Source organism: Saccharopolyspora spinosa NRRL 18395 (assembly GCF_000194155.1).
Lineage (GTDB): Bacteria > Actinomycetota > Actinomycetes > Mycobacteriales > Pseudonocardiaceae > Saccharopolyspora > Saccharopolyspora spinosa.
Map to the genome: position 1 here is coordinate 1,197,705 of NZ_GL877878.1, position 15,219 is coordinate 1,212,923.

20 protein-coding genes are annotated in these 15,219 nt (G+C 69.3%); 11 read left to right on the top strand and 9 right to left on the bottom strand.

What is annotated here, in order from left to right:
* Positions 1-22: 22 nt before the first annotated feature.
* Both SSPN_RS42655 and SSPN_RS53580 read left to right on the top strand, forming a co-directional pair.
* On the top strand, positions 23-1,147 hold the full coding sequence (locus tag SSPN_RS42655) for a hypothetical protein (protein WP_202798798.1): 1,125 nt from the start codon (positions 23-25) through the stop codon (positions 1,145-1,147).
* Positions 1,148-1,189: 42 nt separating this feature from the next.
* Positions 1,190-1,345: a hypothetical protein gene (locus tag SSPN_RS53580; RefSeq protein ID WP_187764607.1), complete on the top strand. Its 156-nt coding sequence runs from the start codon at positions 1,190-1,192 to the stop codon at positions 1,343-1,345.
* Here the strand turns inward: SSPN_RS53580 and SSPN_RS0106030 are convergent.
* Positions 1,281-2,090, bottom strand: a complete 810-nt coding sequence (locus SSPN_RS0106030; protein ID WP_010692905.1) for a helix-turn-helix domain-containing protein — start codon at positions 2,088-2,090, stop codon at positions 1,281-1,283. The genes SSPN_RS53580 and SSPN_RS0106030 overlap by 65 nt on opposite strands.
* A gap of 100 nt (positions 2,091-2,190) precedes the next feature.
* Between SSPN_RS0106030 and SSPN_RS42660 the strand changes: the two genes are divergently transcribed.
* The gene (locus tag SSPN_RS42660) at positions 2,191-3,603 is read left to right on the top strand and encodes an MFS transporter (RefSeq protein WP_010692906.1); all 1,413 of its coding nucleotides are present in this window, start codon (positions 2,191-2,193) and stop codon (positions 3,601-3,603) included.
* Positions 3,604-3,757: 154 nt separating this feature from the next.
* Here the strand turns inward: SSPN_RS42660 and SSPN_RS54355 are convergent, their stop codons facing one another.
* The 4 genes from SSPN_RS54355 to SSPN_RS0106050 are packed head-to-tail and all read right to left on the bottom strand — an operon-like array spanning position 3,758 to position 6,432.
* The gene (locus tag SSPN_RS54355) at positions 3,758-4,033 is read right to left on the bottom strand and encodes an MFS transporter (protein ID WP_143539635.1); all 276 of its coding nucleotides are present in this window, start codon (positions 4,031-4,033) and stop codon (positions 3,758-3,760) included.
* Positions 4,034-4,050: 17 nt separating this feature from the next.
* Positions 4,051-4,881: an SDR family NAD(P)-dependent oxidoreductase gene (locus tag SSPN_RS0106040; RefSeq protein WP_010692907.1), complete on the bottom strand. Its 831-nt coding sequence runs from the start codon at positions 4,879-4,881 to the stop codon at positions 4,051-4,053.
* Positions 4,878-5,774, bottom strand: coding sequence for an alpha/beta fold hydrolase (locus tag SSPN_RS0106045; RefSeq protein WP_010692908.1), 897 nt, complete (start codon positions 5,772-5,774; stop codon positions 4,878-4,880). Before SSPN_RS0106045 ends, SSPN_RS0106040 begins: the two co-directional genes overlap by 4 nt.
* The gene (locus tag SSPN_RS0106050) at positions 5,767-6,432 is read right to left on the bottom strand and encodes a CatB-related O-acetyltransferase (protein WP_029535021.1); all 666 of its coding nucleotides are present in this window, start codon (positions 6,430-6,432) and stop codon (positions 5,767-5,769) included. The genes SSPN_RS0106045 and SSPN_RS0106050 overlap by 8 nt, the downstream gene beginning before the upstream one ends.
* Before the next feature lie 1,318 nt (positions 6,433-7,750).
* Between SSPN_RS0106050 and SSPN_RS0106055 the strand changes: the two genes are divergently transcribed.
* The 3 genes from SSPN_RS0106055 to SSPN_RS63225 all read left to right on the top strand — a co-directional run bounded on the left by SSPN_RS0106055 (position 7,751) and on the right by SSPN_RS63225 (position 9,615).
* Positions 7,751-8,488: a GNAT family N-acetyltransferase gene (locus tag SSPN_RS0106055; protein WP_010692910.1), complete on the top strand. Its 738-nt coding sequence runs from the start codon at positions 7,751-7,753 to the stop codon at positions 8,486-8,488.
* A 108-nt stretch (positions 8,489-8,596) separates the two neighbouring features.
* Entirely contained in the window at positions 8,597-9,031 is a 435-nt protein-coding gene (locus tag SSPN_RS63220; RefSeq protein WP_272941726.1) for a hypothetical protein, read from the top strand.
* On the top strand, positions 9,031-9,615 hold the full coding sequence (locus SSPN_RS63225; RefSeq protein ID WP_272941727.1) for a tryptophan--tRNA ligase: 585 nt from the start codon (positions 9,031-9,033) through the stop codon (positions 9,613-9,615). The genes SSPN_RS63220 and SSPN_RS63225 overlap by 1 nt, the downstream gene beginning before the upstream one ends.
* Positions 9,616-9,897: 282 nt before the next feature.
* On the opposite strand, the gene SSPN_RS0106065 is transcribed toward SSPN_RS63225, so the two are convergent.
* Together SSPN_RS0106065 and SSPN_RS0106070 are read right to left on the bottom strand one after the other, a co-directional pair.
* Positions 9,898-10,221, bottom strand: a complete 324-nt coding sequence (locus tag SSPN_RS0106065) for a hypothetical protein (RefSeq protein WP_010692911.1) — start codon at positions 10,219-10,221, stop codon at positions 9,898-9,900.
* Positions 10,222-10,322: 101 nt separating this feature from the next.
* Positions 10,323-10,892: a hypothetical protein gene (locus SSPN_RS0106070; protein ID WP_101377327.1), complete on the bottom strand. Its 570-nt coding sequence runs from the start codon at positions 10,890-10,892 to the stop codon at positions 10,323-10,325.
* Positions 10,893-10,972: 80 nt separating this feature from the next.
* Between SSPN_RS0106070 and SSPN_RS0106075 the strand changes: the two genes are divergently transcribed.
* From SSPN_RS0106075 to SSPN_RS0106100, 5 genes are all read left to right on the top strand, one after another.
* Positions 10,973-11,755 (top strand): 3-keto-5-aminohexanoate cleavage protein, encoded by a 783-nt coding sequence (locus tag SSPN_RS0106075; RefSeq protein WP_010692918.1) that lies wholly within the window; start codon positions 10,973-10,975, stop codon positions 11,753-11,755.
* Positions 11,752-11,913: a hypothetical protein gene (locus tag SSPN_RS58230; protein ID WP_158309529.1), complete on the top strand. Its 162-nt coding sequence runs from the start codon at positions 11,752-11,754 to the stop codon at positions 11,911-11,913. Before SSPN_RS0106075 ends, SSPN_RS58230 begins: the two co-directional genes overlap by 4 nt.
* A 137-nt stretch (positions 11,914-12,050) precedes the next feature.
* Positions 12,051-12,377, top strand: coding sequence for an ArsR/SmtB family transcription factor (locus SSPN_RS0106090; RefSeq protein WP_010692932.1), 327 nt, complete (start codon positions 12,051-12,053; stop codon positions 12,375-12,377).
* Complete coding sequence (locus SSPN_RS0106095) at positions 12,374-13,315, top strand: SRPBCC family protein (protein ID WP_010692934.1); 942 nt, start codon at positions 12,374-12,376, stop codon at positions 13,313-13,315. Before SSPN_RS0106090 ends, SSPN_RS0106095 begins: the two co-directional genes overlap by 4 nt.
* Before the next feature lie 271 nt (positions 13,316-13,586).
* The gene (locus SSPN_RS0106100; protein WP_010692935.1) at positions 13,587-13,916 is read left to right on the top strand and encodes a putative quinol monooxygenase; all 330 of its coding nucleotides are present in this window, start codon (positions 13,587-13,589) and stop codon (positions 13,914-13,916) included.
* Between the two features lie 49 nt (positions 13,917-13,965).
* On the opposite strand, the gene SSPN_RS0106105 is transcribed toward SSPN_RS0106100, so the two are convergent.
* Both SSPN_RS0106105 and SSPN_RS48630 read right to left on the bottom strand, forming a co-directional pair.
* Complete coding sequence (locus SSPN_RS0106105; protein WP_010692937.1) at positions 13,966-14,364, bottom strand: hypothetical protein; 399 nt, start codon at positions 14,362-14,364, stop codon at positions 13,966-13,968.
* 286 nt (positions 14,365-14,650) lie between these two features.
* Positions 14,651-15,049, bottom strand: coding sequence for a hypothetical protein (locus SSPN_RS48630; protein ID WP_143539634.1), 399 nt, complete (start codon positions 15,047-15,049; stop codon positions 14,651-14,653).
* Positions 15,050-15,219: the final 170 nt, after the last annotated feature.

Sequence of the window (15,219 nt, forward strand, 5' to 3'; positions counted from 1 at the left end):
CTGCGACCGGGCAGAAACGCAGATGATCGTGACCGATACCGCCTCGTACAGCGACATCGTCCCTCCGAACGCCGGTGCGGCCGCGAATCTGTTGCGTGGTCTGGGAAGCGGCGAGATCCCGCTCACGCACGAGGGATTCCACCAGCTCTTGCCCTGGCGGGCTGCCGCTCATCTGCGTGAGCTGCTCATGACCTGCGGTCTGCTGCCCGTCATCGACAAGCAGATCTGCCTGCTCGAACGGTGGCTCGCCCACCACCTCGCGGGCATCACCGACCCCGACCACGCACAGCTCATCCGCAGGTTCGCCACCTGGGACATCCTGCCCAGGCTGCGAACCCGCGCCGAGCGCAAACCCGTCACCCCGGCCGCACGCACGTTCGCCGGAGACCAGATCAGGCACGCCACCGCGTTTCTCGCCTGGCTCGCCACCCGCCACACAGCATTGGGCAACTGCCGACAGGCCGATATCGACGCCTGGCATGCCGGGCACAACGAGCACGGCCGCAATGCCGTTCGCCGTTTCTTGTTGTGGTGCATGGAAAACAAGCTCACCCGGAAGTTCGTGCTGCCATCAGCGAAGACCAGACAAGGCGCCCCGCTTACCCGCTGCAGGCGGATCGAGCTGCTGCGCCAGGTCCTCACCGACGCCGACGCGCCAATGCGCAGCAGGATCGCCGCGGGCCTCGTGCTGCTCTACGCCCAGCCGGTCAGCCGCATCGTCAGGCTCACCGTCGACGACATCATCCAGGACGACGACCAGGTCCTCATCAGCCTCGGCGACCCGCCCTCGCCCGTCCCACAGCCCTTCGCCGCGCTGCTGCTGGACTACGCGGCCCACCGCGCGAACATGCACACCGCGACTAACCCCGCCGCCACCTGGTTGTTCCCCGGCCGCCGCGCCAACCAGCCACTGCGACCGGAATACCTCGCACGGCTCGTCCACCAACTAGGGATTCCTGCCGCCGCCAGCCGAGGAGCAGCAATCCGGCAACACCTCCAGAACATGCCGGCCCCGATCGTCGCCGACGCCCTCGGCTACCACCCCGTCACCACAACCAGGCTCGCCAACCAGATCGGCACCACCTGGAGCCAATACGCCCCTGGTGATCACTCACCGCTACAACCACGGGGAACTCGCGACAGTTGAATAGGCGACCTCGCCAGTCTCAACCCCCAGATCGTGGCGGCGTTGTCGGTCAACGCGCTGATCGTGGTGACCGCCGGTTCGGTGGCGGGTGTGCTGGCGCGGCGGCCAGTGTCGCTGCGGGTGCAGCGCTACTTCATGGGCACGGTGCTGGTCGGCTTGGCGGTGCGGTTGCTGACCGATCGCACCCGTCCGGCGTGACGCCGAGGACCTCCTGCAGGCCGTTGGCGCCGGGTTCGGTGAGTTTCAGCGCACGCCGCTGGGGTTTTCGGACCAGCCAGCCGGTGTCGAGCAGCGCGGTCAGCAACGCCGCGCCCAGCCGCCCGGAGAGATGGTGGCGCTGTTCGCTCCAGTCCACGCAGAACCGGAGCAGCGGCCGCCGCGACGGGCCGCTCTGCACGGCGTGCAGGTCCACGCCCAGTGCGGCGAAGACCGGTCTGGCGTGCGGACCGAGCTGGTAGGGGTGGTCGCTGAGCTGCACGGACAGGCCATCGCCGGGGCGGCGTCGGGTGTTGGGGATGCCGTCTTCGGTGGCGAGTGCGCCGCGGTCTAGTAGTGCCGCGGTGACCGCGACGCCGAGCCGGCCGGCGAGGTGGTCGTAGCAGCTGCGGGCTTCGCGCATCGCGGCGGCGCGGGTGCCCTGGCGCAGCGAGCGAACCGGTTCGGTCGGTGCGATGGCGGCGAGGGCTTCCAGCACGGCGGCCACCCGGTCGTCGACGAGCCGGAAGTAGCGGTGCCGCCCGGACCTCGCGGCGTCGATCAGACCGCCGGCGCAGAGCTTGGCCAGGTGGGCGCTGGCGGCGCTGGCCGACAGCCCGGCTTCCGCGGCCAGCACCGACGCGGGTAGCGCACGCCCGTCGGCCAGCGCCTGCAGCACCCTGGCGCGGCCGGGCTCGGCGAACAGCGCGGCCACCGGGGCGATGTCGCTGTCTCCGTGGATTGACATGGCTCCATGATGCGCCCGCGACGTTTCAGGCTGGCGTGAAGTGTTGCGGGTGCAGTCTCGGGGCGTGTTGATGCGACGAGGTGTTGGTTCTCCCGCACTGGTGCTTGTGGTGATGTGCGCGGGCATGTTCCTGGTGCTGCTGGATGTCACGGTGGTCAACGTGGCCCTGCCCAGCATCCGCGGTTCGCTGGGCGTGGGGATAGCCGGCGCGCAGTGGGTGGTCGACGGGTACGCCTTGGCCATCGCCGGGTTGTTGCTGGTCAGTGGCATGCTCGGCGATGGTTTCGGGCACCGCCGGGTGGTGCTGGCGGGCATGGTGCTCTTCGGTGTGGCATCGCTGGGGTGTGCGCTGGCCCCGGGGCTTGGAGTGCTGGTCGCTTCCCGCGCGGTGCAGGGCGCTGGGGCGGCGTTGCTGCTGCCGGGCAGTATGGCGGTGATCGCCGGGGTGTATCCGGATTCCGCGGCGCGGGCTCGGGCCTTGGGCGTGTGGTCTGCGGTGTCATCGCTGGCGTTGCCGGCCGGTCCGCTGCTCGGTGGTGCGCTGGTCGAGTGGGGTGGCTGGCGGCTGGTGTTCGCGCTGAACGTGCCGGTGGTCCTCGCCGCGGTCGTGGGGGTTCGCATGCTGGTGCCGGATCTGCCCGGTGATCGTGGACGGCGGGTGCGCATCGGGGTGCTGGCGAGCGCGGTCAGCGGATTGACCGCGGTGGTGTTCGCGGTGATCGAGGCGGGCCAGTCCGGAGTGGACGTGCTGGTGCTGGCAGCGCTGGTGGTGGCGGTGATCGCGCTGTGGGTGGCCGGGCGCCGGATACCGCGCGCGTTGCTGGGCAACCGGCCGTTCCTGGCGGCGAACTCGGTGGCACTGCTGATGAATCTCGGCATGAACGGCACATTGTTCGTGCTCACCCTGTACCTGCAGAACCTCGGCGGGAACTCGCCGGCGCGCACGGGTTTGCTGCTGTTGCCGATGTCGGTTCCGCTGGTGCTGCTGGCACCGGTGGCCGGGTGGATGGTGGCGCGGTTCGGGCCTCGCGTGCCGATGCTGTGTGGCGCGGTGATCGTGGCGGCGGGATCGGGTTTCTGGGGCCTGGCGTCACCGGACGGTGGGTATGCCGAAGTCGCGCCGGTGCTGGTGGCATGCGGGGTCGGTGCCGGGTTGCTGACCACGTCGGTGGTGGCTGCCGCTGTCGGTGCGCTCGGACCGCAGCGGTCGGGGCTGGCCAGCGGGGTGAACAACACCATGCGGCAGACCGGTACGGCGCTGGGCGTCGCGGTGTTCGGCGCGGTGGCGGGTTCGCCGTCAGCACCTGCTGATTTCACTGCCGGACTGCACCAGCTGGCGGTCGTCGGAGTGCTGCTGTGGCTGGTGGCGATCACCTTCAGCGTCCTCGCCGGGAATTCCGCCCAGTCGACTCAGCGCGCAACCGACCGCGTTCCGGCAGCGCGGTGCGGTAGGTCGCGGCGTCGGCGACCAGTCCTCCGGGCGGGGCGCCGGGCACGATCGCGCCGCGGTTGAGAGAGCGGATGGTGGTGTTCATCCGGCGTTGCAGCCAGTGCGGTGTGACGGACTGGCGGTCGGCCATTTCGCTGGTGCCTTCAACGCCCATCAGCACCCAGAACAACGCCTGCGCAGAGGCGAGCACCGCAAGCGCCGCCGGGCCCGGATGCGGTCAAAGGAGATGCCGCCACCAGCAGTACCAGTGCTGGCAGGTCGAGCAGGCAGGTGGCGTGCAGTGTGGATCGCGCACAGCAACACCGCTTGCTCCAGGTCGGCGCCGGACCAGCATCGGTTCGCGGCGGTAGTGGTCAGCGACGACGCCGGCGAGCAGCCCGGACAGCAGGTAGGGAACCCAGCGGGCGGCGTTGAGCAAGCCCAAGTTCGGTGATTTCGGCCCGGCATGCCGGTGTTCCGTCCCCGGTTTTCCCCTGCGGACGTGATCGACCACAGTGGATTCCCGGGGTGCTAGATCATGCGTTTGCCGCCACCTGCGTAGATGGTCTGGCCGGTGATCCAGCGGGCTTGGTGGGAGGCGAGGAAGACCGCGAGGTCGGCGATGTCGTCTGGGCGGCCGACACGGCCCAGCGGGCTGAACTCGGCGAAGCGGGTGTTCATGTCGGCGCTGATCCACCCGGTCTGCACCGGGCCGGGCGAGATGGTGTTGACGGTGATGCCCGCGGAGCCTAGTTCGATGGCTGCGGAGCGGCTCAGCGATTCCAGGGCGTTCTTGGTGGCCCAGTAGGAGATCTGGTCGGGTGTACCGGGGGCGGCATCGGTGGAGATGTTGACAATGCGGCCCCAGCGCGCCTTGCGGCGCAGGTGGCGGCGGTGGAATTCGGCCATCAGCAGTGCTGGGGCGCGGGTGTTGACCGCGTGGTGGGCGTCCAGGCTGGCCGCGGCGACGGTGGTGGCACCGCGTGCGGGGTCGGGCCGGAAGGTGTCGGGCACGCAGAGCGCAGCGTTGTTGACGAGGATTTCCACGGGCCCGAGGTGGGTTTCGGTGTGGTCGAAGATCGCCGGTGCGGCGGCTGGGTCGGCGAGGTCGACGGCCAGGGATTCGGCGTCGGCGCCGTCGGCGCGCAAGGCGTCGCGCACGTGGTCGGTGCTGGTGGCCTTGGCCGCGCTGTAGATGCGGTCGGCGCCGGTGGTACTGGCCGGGGGTGTTTCGGGAAGTGACGCGAGCAGGACCTTGACGCCCTGACGGGCCAGGGCGCGGGCGATGCCGGCGCCGATGCCCAGTGGGCTGTTGGCGCCGGTGATCACGGCGACGCGGTCACGCAGGCGGGGGTCGATCACGCGGTGGTCCTCTCGAATCGTCCGATGTGGCCGGTGATGGTGGTGATGAGCGCCTGGTGCAGGGCGCTGGGCAGGGCGTGGCCGAGCCCGGGGATGGTCTCGCAGCGGGCGCCGGGGATGAGGTCGGCGAGGTGCCGTCCGTGCGGGGGCGGGTTGATGGGGTCGTGCGGGCCCTGGATGACCAGGGTTGGGGTGGTGACGTGGCGCAGTTCGGCGCCGCGTTCGGTGGGCACGGGGGTGGCGAAGGCGTGTGCGCCGGGCTGCTGGTAGCTGCCGGCGTGGTCGATCGCGGCGTTCTCCCAGCGGCGGAATTCCGCTTCGTTGAAGGGGATTTCGTCGCCGGCCAGCAGCCGCCATTCGGCCAACCGCCGCTGCAGCGCGGTGTCGCGGTCGGATACGGGGTCGCTGCGGTGGGCCAGCGCGGTGACGATCTGCGGTGTGGGCGCGGGCAGCTCTGTTGGTTCGCCTTCGACGGCGCGGCGCAGTGCTTCGGCGAAGTCGACGTCGAGGGCGGCGGTGGCCAGCAGGGTCAGGGTGCGCAGCCGGTCGCGGTGGTCCAGAGCAAGCAGTTGACCGAGGGTGCCGCCCAGGGACAGGCCCACGACGTGGGCGGTGGCGATGCCGTGCCCGTCGAGGACTGCCACGGCATCGCGGGCGAGGTCGTCCAGCGCGTAGCCGGTGATGTCCAGGTGGGTGGAGCGGCCGGTGTCGCGGTGGTCGTAGCGCAGGACATGCAGGTGGTTGGCCGCGAGGGCGTCGACGAACTCGTCGGGCCAGCCCAGTGCGTTGGCGTTGGCACCCATGATCAGCAGCACCGGCGGGTCTGCGGGGTCGCCGCGGGATTCGGTCCACAGCCGCAGCCCGTCGGGGGTGGTGACGTGGAGTTCAGCCATCGAGCAGTCCTTCCCGGCGGGCCAGTGCGGCGAGGTCTTTGGGCTGTCCGGCCATGATGATGCGGACGTGCGCGGTGATGGTCTCGATGGGCCAGTTCCACCAGGCGATGCGTTGCAGCAGTTCGACGTCGGCGTCGTAGAAGCGGCGGTGGATCTCCCGGGCGGGGTTGCCGCCGGCGACCCCGTAGGCGGGGATGTCGCCGGTGACGACGGCACCAGTGGCGATGATCGCGCCGTCGCCGATGTGCACGCCAGGCATGATGGTGACGTCGCGGCCGATCCAGACGTCGTTGCCGATCACTGTGTCGCCCTTGATGGGCAGGTCGGCGGCGATGTCGAGGGTGGCCTCGGTCCACGCTCCGCCGAACATGGTGAACGGGTAGGTGGAGCAGCCGATCATGGGGTGGTTAGCGGCGGGCATGATGAACCGCGCCCCGGTGGCCAGCGCGCAGAACCGGCCGATGCGCAGCTTCGCGGGACCGTAGTTGTAGAGCACGTTGCGGGTTTCGAACTCGGCGGCGCCGCCGGGGTCGTCGTAGTAGGTGTACTCGCCGATCTCGATCAGCGGGGAGCTGACCACTGTGGACAGAAAGGCCACGTTGGTCAGCTCTGGCCGGGTGCTGGGGTGCACGCGGGTGGGGTCAGGTGTGTCGGGCATGGCGGTGGCTCCCCTCTGGCGCTGCGGCGGCCGTCGTGCAAGTTCAGGGTGGGCCCGTTCCAGCGCTGCCGCAGCCAGCGGTCGTGACTGGCGACGACGGCGCCGCAAGCGGTGTGCAGAGCGTCTCCGAGTTCGCCGACGAGGGTCAGCGACACGTGGTTGGTGGGCTCGTCGAGCAACAACACCTGTGATGGGTCGGAGAGCCGGGGCCAGCAGGCCCAGTTCGCCGAGGTCGGGCCGGTCCGGCCGGCGGGCCGCGGCGTAGATCCGCCGGGGGCTTCTGCGGGGGCCTGCGAAGGTGACTTCCTGTTCGAGCAGGCCGACGCGAAGGCCCCGGCGGCGCTGCACGCTGCCGGTGTCCGGTGCCAGTCGGCCGGCGGCCAGGTGCAGCAGGGTGGCTTTGCCCGCGCCGTCGCCACCGGTGATCAGCAGCCGGTCCGTGCCGGTGAGGTCGAGGTCGTCGATCCACCCGCGGCCGCGCACCCCGGCCTGCCTGCTCTGCAGCACCACTTCCGCGGTGATGTCGTGGACGGCGGCGAAGCGCAGCGGTAGTGGTGGCGTACGGACTTGCTCAGCGGTGAGGGTGTCGAGGCGGTGCTGCGCGTTGCGGACCCGGCGGCAGATCTGCTTCTGAACCCGGCCACCGGGGTAGTCGTAGGCCATCGTGGCGTTGTCGCGGCGCATGCCGTGGCGGCTGACCTGGCGGGCGGTGACCTCCACCGCCTGGCGCAGGGCGGCCAGTTCGTTCTGCTCGTCGGTGTATCGCTGCCAGCGGGCGCGTTCGGCGCCTCCGCAGCAGGTGGGCCCGTTCACGGCGGGGTCAAGGTCAAGGAAGTCGGTGCAGACCGCGTCGAGGAACATGCGGTCGTGGCTGGCGAGCACGACGGTGCCCGGCAGCGCGGCGAGGTGTTGTTGGACGACTTCGGCGCGGTGGTCGGCGTTCCAGATGTCGTGCGGCTGGGCCCCGTCGAGGGTTTCGCCGCAGGCAGCGAGGATTTCGGGATCGCCGTCCGCATAGAACTTGACAAGACCACGTGCGAGCAGGAGGAAGGACACTGAATCTCACGCACCGGGGATTCGATGACAGTTGCCCGCCGGGCACGGTTCAACGCGGACCTGGTGGAAGGGGGCGCGGAAGCCTCGGACGCGGGCCTGGCTCGAAGTCAGTTCTTCATAATGCCGATGATCTTAGCGGTACGCCCGCCGTGGCCGTCAACGCATTTGTTCCACCAGGAACGGGCCCCGGCTCTTTACCGAAATGGCAGCGGGCGAGCTAATACGTTTGCCTGGATCGGTGCTCGGGTGTAGGCATCGTCAAATGCTGCAAGAGGTCCTCGCTGGTGAGGCTTCGGTGCTGTCGAACGAGACCACGACGGTGTCCTACGCGCCGGTGACCGGTGCGTCGCACACCATCCAGGTGCTGGCCATCGACGGGCCGGACGCGTTGGAGCTGCTGCGCGCGGAGTTGGCGGGATGGAGCGTGCTGACCGCTCCCTCCGATGGTGAGGCCCTGCGGCGGGCAGGAGCGCGGCTGAAGCGGCATGCGATGCGGCGCGATCTGCGGTCCGATCCACCGCCACGGGAGTGGGCGCGGTTGCTCCCGGCGCAGCCGCTGCGGGTGGTGGCTTGTGGTCGCCCGGCGTCGGAGCTGCTCGGCGCATGGCGGGAGGCGTTCCCGCCGGACCATCCGGACCGGGTTCCCGACAGCGATCAGCAGGTGCTGACGGAATTGCTGCAACCGCTGCTGACCGGCCGGGTGCTGGGGCCGGTGCTGGCGTGCAGCGCTCTGGTCGTCGATGCCGAGGACCGGGTCGTGGCGGGTCTGGTGGTCAACGACCGCGACGGCGTTCCGTGGGTCGGTTATGTGTTCCGCCGCCCGGCCACCGAGTTCGCCGGGCTGGGCGGACTGCTGCTGCGGCGTGCCATGTCGTGGTTGAGCGAGCAGGGCTGGAACGAGGTGGGGTTGGCCGTCACGGTCGGTAATCCCGCGCAACAGCTGTACGCGCGGCTGGGGTTCACCATCACCGGGACCAAGATGACGCTTGAGCTGCCCTGACCACACCATGCCGCCCGCAACTGCGGGGCGGGTTAGGATGCCGGCGTGATTCGCAGTGCGTGCCTCGCGTGGTGGCGCTCCGGTTAGGAGCGGCCACTCAGCACCACCGTGATCGAGACATCCACCGCCGCGCGCCGCAGCGCCGAGCTGGAGGAGCTGATCTCGGTGCGCCCCAACGATTTCCGGGTGCTCACCGGGGATCGTCCGACCGGGCTGCTGCACCTGGGCCACTACTTCGGCACCCTGCACAACCGGGTCCGGCTGCAGCGCCTGGGCGTGGAGCTGCTGGTGATCGTCGCCGACTACCAGGTGCTCACCGACCGCGATGTCGCAGAACGCCTAGACGAGCACGTGCAGAACCTGATGCTGGACTACCTGGTGGCCGGGATCGACCCGCAGCGCGCCACGATCTTCACCCACAGCGCGGTCGCGGCGCTCAACCAGCTGCTGCTGCCGTTCCTGAGCCTGGTGTCGGTGGCGGAGCTGAGCCGCAACCCCACGGTCAAGGACGAGATCAACCATTCGCGGCGGTCAGCGGCCTGATGTTCACCTACCCGGCGCACCAGGCCGCCGACATCCTGTTCTGCAAGGCCAATCTGGTGCCGGTGGGCCAGGACCAGCTGCCGCACCTGGAGCTGACCCGCACGATCGCGCGCCGCTTCAACGACCGCTACGGGCGGCTGCTGCCCGAACCGGATGCGCTGCTGCTGGGCACCGACGGCACCAAGATGAGCAAAAGCCGCGGCAACGCGATCACGCTGGCGGCCACGGCCGACGAGACCGCGCAACTGATCCGGGGCGCGAAGACCGATGCGCAGCGCCACATCACCTACGCCCCGCAGTCCCGCCCGGAGGTTTCCAGCCTCGTGCTGCTGGCGGCGTTGTGCACCGAACGGGATCCGCACGAGGTCGCTGAGGACATCGGCTCCGGGGGCGCGGCGGCGTTGAAGCGCACCGTCACCGAGGCGGTCAACGAGCACCTGGCACCGATGCGGGAACGCCGTGCCGCCTTCGCACAAGATCGCGGCAATCTTCGCCGGATACTGCGCGAAGGAAACGAACGAGCCAACGCCATCGCCGAGACGACCCTGGCCGAGGTGCGCTCAGCGATGGGCACCCACTACTGAACGGGTCAGGGCGCCCATCGCGCATCACGGCCACCTCGTCGACGTGGTCGAGGTACTCGGTGTTGTGGGTGACCATGATGGTGGCGACCTGGTGCTGGCAGGTGACCTCGGCCAGCAGCTCGCCGGCTCCGACGTGCGAATCGCGGGCCAGGCGTTCCCGGTCGGCGGCCACGCCCGCCTGGTGCTGGGTGGATGCCAACTGCTCGCGGGTGCGGGTGATGCCGTCGATGAGGGCCTGCCGGCGCTGGCTCTCGGCGTAGGTCGCCGCATACCCCCAGATGATCAGCCTCCGTCGACCAGCTGGCCGCGCTGGGAGCCGCCCGGTGACGTCCAACTGACCTGCCCCGATGGCGAGATCCACGACACACTCGCCCAGGGCTTGTCGAGCATCGTGCGGCTGCGCGCGGCCCAGGCCAGCCTCGGCAACGTCGTCCGCCACGACCGACGGAACACTGCGGGCGAGTCGCAGACCGCGGTGGCATCGCTGTCGGCGGTGCTCGCCGACAGCAGCCGGGCCAGCTCGCTGTCCGGAAGGAAGGCCCGGGCTGCTTCGGGAGCGCGGTGCGTGGTGGCGGCGTCGCCGCTGCTGTACGCCCAGATCGCCACGTACAGGACGGATTCGGCGTCGTCGGGGGAGACGTCAGTGCGCGTGGCCCAGTGTTGCGGTGGGCGTGGTGGACCTGATCGACAGTCACAGGGCACCGTTTCTAGGGACTGTCGAGGTAGGACTTTCCGCGCGGGGACAACCGGAACCCGGCCTCGTGGGGTTCGACGAGGCCGAGCTCGCGCAACTGCCACACGTCGGATTTGCAGCGCGACACCGGCCGTCCTTGGTCGGCTGCGAGTTCGGCGGCACGCAAGCCGGGGCGCCGCCGCAGTGCTTCCAGGACGGTCCTCGTCCACGGCCCGCGCGGGGCGGAGACGTCCAGTTGCGCCAGTTGCCGGTCGATCGCGACCCGTTCGCGCGGACGCAGATCCACCGGTTGCGGTGGCAGCTCGGGTGCGGGGCCGTCGTAGCTGAGGGCCAGGCGGTAGACCGCGCCGCGGCCGTGCTTGTCCAAAGAAGACCGCAGTCCCGCGGCGGAGGTGAAGCCCGCGCGCTGGGCGTCGGCTTCGGTGATCCGGCCTGGATCGACCTCGGTGACCTCACCGATGCCGATCAGCCCGACCGCGGTGCGCAGCCTCGATCCGGCTTGCGCCTGCGGGCTGGGCCAGCGCTGGAACGCCAGGGTGATCTCGCCGCTGGCCACGCCCCGCAGGATCCGGTTGCTCAACACCACGCCACCACGCTAGTACCTCCGCCACACCGCCGGGTGATCGTGGCGTCGCCGATCCGGGCGAGGCGACGTAGCTGAAGATGATCACGAAATGGGTCGCCAACTTCCGCGCGCACGTCGGATCGGGGGAGAATCGGCGCATGTTGCAGGTCTGCCTCAACGGCGCGCGGTCACCGCGCGAGCACTTCCACCTGCCCGTGCGCCCGGAGGAGTTGGCCAAGGCCGCCGCGGACAGCATCGCCGCCGGCGCCACCGACATCCACTTGCACCCCAAAGCGCCCGACGGCACCGACAGCCTCGATCCGCACCTGGTCGCAGCCACGTTGCGCGCGGTACGGGCCGCGGCCCCCGGAGTCCCGGTCGGGGTCACCACCGCCGTGTGGACCGCCCCGGACCCGGCGGACCGGATCCGGGCCATCCGGGCGTGGACCGTGCTGCCCGATCACGCCTCGGTCAACTGGCACGAACCCGGCGCCGACCATGTCGCAGCCGTGCTGCTGGAGCGCGGTGTCGGCATCGAGGCGGGCATCTTCTCCGGCACCGACGGCGACCGCCAGTTCCTGCGTTCCCCGCACCGCAGGCGGGTGCTGCGGGTGTTGGCCGAGGTCACCGACCTGACCGCGCGGGGCGCGGCGACCACTGCCGAAGCGCTGCTGGAGCGGCTGCGCCCGGCGGCGACGCCGATCCTGCTGCACGGCGAGGCCGCCGGGGCGTGGCCGGTACTCACCGTCGCCGCCCGCCGCGGCCTGGCCACCCGCATCGGCTTGGAAGACACGCTGCTGCTGCCCGACGGGCAGGTCGCCGCCGACAACGCCGAACTCGTCACCGCCGCAACCCGGATTCTCGCCAAGGAATCTCAGTGACCGCCGTCGACCACCAGCAACTCGTCGCACTCCTGCCGTTCGCGGTATCGCCGGGCGTGCAGATCGACGCCGCGAGCGCCGAAGAGGTCCGCGGGCACCTGGACTGGATGCCACAGCGTTGCACGCGGCCAGCCGTCCGCTGCACATCGGCCGCATGAGCATCGCGGTGCAGACGGAGCTGCTGCTGGACGACTCCGCGCGCCGCATCAGGCACACCCCCCAGACCCAGGCCGTGCTCACCGCCTGAGCGACCCACTACCGGACAGGAATATTTCCCGTCGGCTATATTGACGGAGTGGCAAGTACCTTCGAAGTCCTGGCCGAACCACACCGCCGGAACATCCTCGACCTGCTGCGCACCGGGGAACGAGCCGTCGGCGACCTCGTCGACCACCTCCCGCTGAGCCAACCCACCGTGTCCAAACACCTCAAGGTGCTGCGCGAGGCCGGACTGGTCGAAGTCCGCCAAGACGCCCAACGCCGCTGGTACCGGCTGTGCCCCGAACCGCTCGCCGAGATCGACGCCTGGCTGGCGCCCTACCGGCAAATGTGGCACGACCGGCTCGACGCCCTGCAACGCCACCTCGACAACATGCCCGACCCAGAGGACACCCAGCCATGAACACCGACACGACCGTCACGATGATCGGCGACCGCCCGGTGCTGCGCCTGCAACGCCTACTGCACCACCCACCGGAGAAGGTCTGGCGCGCCATCACCGACCCGACCGAACTGACCCACTGGTTCCCAGCCCACATCGACTTCGACCAGCCGACCCCCGGCACACCGATGCACTTCACCTTCGAAGGATCGGACACCTCCGACGACGGGGAGATCCTCGAAGCCGACCCACCGAAGGTCTTCACCTTCCGCTGGAACACCGACGTCATCCGCTGCGAACTGCTCCCGCACCCCGAAGGCTGCCTGCTGGTGTTCAGCCACACCCTGCGCGGACCCGACAGCGACCGCCCGTCCACCGCCCGCCACGCAGCCGGCTGGGACGCCTGCCTCGACAGCCTGACCGCCCGCCTCGAAGGCACGACCGCCGAATTCTCCATGCAGACCTGGTTCGAACGCGCCGAGGCCTACACCGAGCAATTCGGACTCTGCGAGGGAGAACTCCGCCCGACCGACAACGGCTGGACGATCCACTTCGAACGCGACTTCGTCCAACCACCCCAGCAGGTCTGGGCCCTCATCACCGGCGACAGCCACCCCACCACAGGCGACGAACCACCACTGCAGAGCACCCACGGATTCGGCCAGGCCGGCGCGCTCACCAACATCCAAGCCCCCAACGTCCTGGAATACGCCTGGCAACCAAACGGCACCGTGCGATTCCAGCTCCGCGACCAGAACCCCATCGGCACCCGACTGACACTGACCCACACCCTGCCCGCCACCCAGGCCACCGAACGCGCCACCCTGCTGGCGGCATGGCAGGTCTACCTCGAGATCGTGTTCGCAGCCCTGCACGGCGACATCCGCTGCCCCTGGCCCACCGACCGCACCGAACAACTGCGCGAGCACTACGCACAACACCTGCGGGACACACCGTGAGACCGGAGCGCGGATAATCCTCTGCCCGCCGAAACAGCACCTACCTAGGCTCGCCGAGTGCGACGCACCACCATCATCGGCGACATCCACGGCTGCTCCGCGGAATTTTCTCCTACGCCCGCAACCGGCTGGAAACCGCAGAGGGGCTGAACACACCCCAATCGCCCAGCTGAATCACCGCCGACCAGCCCCAACGACCCCGCAGAAAGACACCTAGGATCTTCGGCGTTCCCGAACCCGAGCAACTCAACCGGTTGGAGGAGTACCCGCGATGATCTTCATTACCGCCAAGTTCCGAGTCCGCCCCGAACACGCCGACCAGTGGCCGCAGATCGCCGCCGAATTCACCCAGGCGACCCGCGCCGAACCCGGCTGCCTCTGGTTCGACTGGTCCCGCAGCCTCGACGACCCCAACGAATACGTCCTGGTCGAAGCCTTCCGCGACGACGAAGCCGGCGCCGAGCACGTCCAGTCCGAACACTTCAAGAAGGCACAGCAGACACTGCCCCCGCACCTCGCCGAAACCCCACGGATCATCAACACGACCCTGGCCCAGCAGGACTGGTCCCTGCTGGGCGAAATGGCCGTACCCGAAAACTGAACCGCCCAGGGGGCGGGCACGAAACCACCGCACCCGCCCCCCAACGCCATCAGCCCGACGACCGCGCCAGACCCACCAGCAGCGCAGCGACCAAACCAGGCCGCGACCAATTGGGACAGAGCCCGGTCGGCAACTCCACGACCTCGATCTCATCCCACACCACCGACGCCGAGACCAACTCCGGCAACCGATCAAAAGTCACCGGCACCCCCCGCCACGCCGCCGCCCGCACACCCTGCCCACCGCCAACCGGATTGCTCAGCCGCAACAGCGAAACCGCCTCCGCGGCCCGCCACGCAAAACAGTCGTGGAACAACTCCTCCCGCGCGGAGTCCGAAGTCAACTCCAACATGGGGCGTGAGTAGCAGCCGAACAAGATCCTCCGGTAAGAGCTGGAGGGCTGATCACTGCGCATCGAGCTGATCTCGGTCGTGGTCGTCGGCCTCAAGGATTGCTTCGTAGGAGGCGGGGTTCCACCAGCGGGCGATGGCGGTGTCGAAGAGGTGACGGAGGTCGTCGGGTTCGAGGGCGTCGACCTCGACTTGGACGAGCTGGCCGTGCTCAGCGACGAACCGTGGCGCGCGGGAGTCGGTAGCCTTTCCGGGCTGGGGCGGCAGATCGTATTCGCGGAATGGTTATCGGTGCGCTGGTGCCAATGTCCGGTGTCAGTTGCACGGATGACCGGACTCGTATGCACGTCTGGTTTCCGGGCAGGGCTGCCGAGTTCCGTAGGATCACGTTTTCGATGCTTTGGCCGCCAGCGACGGGCGGACCAGGCCGGTAACCAGAACGACTAGCGCGACCAGCAAGAGCGCTGCGTCGATCGCGTGACCGGTTTCCCAGCTCGTGCGCAGCCCCGGAAAACCCGGCGGGACCCGCGGCCGTGCCGAGATAAAGGCATCGTTGACCGGAGACACCACGACGAACCACAGCAGCAGCACCAATCCCTGGATCACCGACGACACGGAAACGGGAACGAACAGGGCGCGGTTGCGGCGGACCAGTATCGCGAGAGCCACGCTCGTCAACAGCGCGCCTACCTCCACCACAGCCCCGACGGTGCCAAAAAACGGGTACAGCGAGGTGTTCAACCGGGTATAGAGCTCCGGCGGATACCCCAGCTTCGGAGCCATCTCAAGCACGTGCGCGAACAGCAACCCCAGGCTCAGCGCGAGCAGAACGACTGAGCCCACAGCCAGAATCCGAGGCACCATTGCCCAATTGTTTCATGTGGACTGTCGCCACGTGTCTCGGCGAACACCGGGAAAGCGACGTTCACGCGGGTGGGCGAGGCAAACATCGC